This window comes from Corynebacterium pilbarense (genome assembly GCF_026930265.1).
Lineage (GTDB): Bacteria > Actinomycetota > Actinomycetes > Mycobacteriales > Mycobacteriaceae > Corynebacterium > Corynebacterium pilbarense.
In genome coordinates this window covers 1-986 of the sequence record NZ_JANRML010000063.1, presented here as the reverse complement: position 1 = coordinate 986, position 986 = coordinate 1, and the positions used below count along the sequence as shown (strand labels likewise).

General features: G+C 38.0%; 1 protein-coding gene. It reads left to right on the top strand.

Going from position 1 to position 986, the window contains the following annotated elements; genetic code table 11:
- Positions 1 to 885: GAG-pre-integrase domain-containing protein (locus NUW87_RS11385; RefSeq protein WP_269028637.1), on the top strand; the 885-nt coding region annotated here is incomplete at its 5' end.
- Positions 886 to 986: the final 101 nt, after the last annotated feature.

Here is a 986-nt window from a genome sequence, read left to right as displayed (position 1 = left end):
ATCCTTCGCTACAACAACAAACAAAATAAGGGTCCAAAACCTACTCAGATAGCTTCAGCTCCTACTAGTGACAAAGGAGAAAAATATAAAAGTAAGAATACTAACATACATTGCAACTTTTGTGATAAAGATGGTCATGATGAGTCCAAATGTTTCAAGAAGATGGCAGCCTTAGAAGCAGCGATGAAGAAGCACAACATCAGTATTGATTCTACTTCTTCTTCTTCTTCTCATGGACATGCACTTTCTGCTTCTGGTTTCTCCTTCAATGCAAATTCTACTTCTTCTTCTGATGAGTGGCTTATTGATTATGGAGCATCTTATCATATGGTTAAAGATAAAGAAATGTTTTTTTCTCTAAATGAATGTAACACCAAGAAAATATTTGTTGGTGATGATAGATCTCTTAGTGTTGTAGGATCTGGAACAATTCAAGTAGAAAATGGTCATTTCAATGATGTATTATGTGTTCCAAATCTTTCTTGTAACCTTCTATCAGTATATCAAATCACTCATTCAGGTGAAGGTAAAACCGTCGAGTTTTCACCTCACCAAGTTGTAATCAAGGATCTAAAAGATCCTAAGCATGTTCTTGCAACTGGAATTGCTGATGATATTACCAGGTTGTACAAGTTTGACAACTTTGGGTCATCATCTTTTTCATCAGTTTTTGTTGCTCATAGCGATGACTTGAGCAAACTTTGGCATGAGCGGTTTGGTCATCTAAACTATCGCTCATTGCAAAAACTATGTAATCAACAGATGGTGACTGGTCTTCCTCTTGTTTCATGCAGAGATGGTGTGTGTGCCGGTTGTGTTCTCGGCAAACATCATCGGGACAGTTTTGACAAACGTGCCTCTTGGCACGCCTCGGGCCCTTTGTAGCTTGTTCACAGTGACTTGTGTGGTCCACTTTATTCTCCTTCTTTTTCTGGGTGCAAGTATTTATTAATTTTCATTGATGATTTTTCCAGGCATACTTGGGC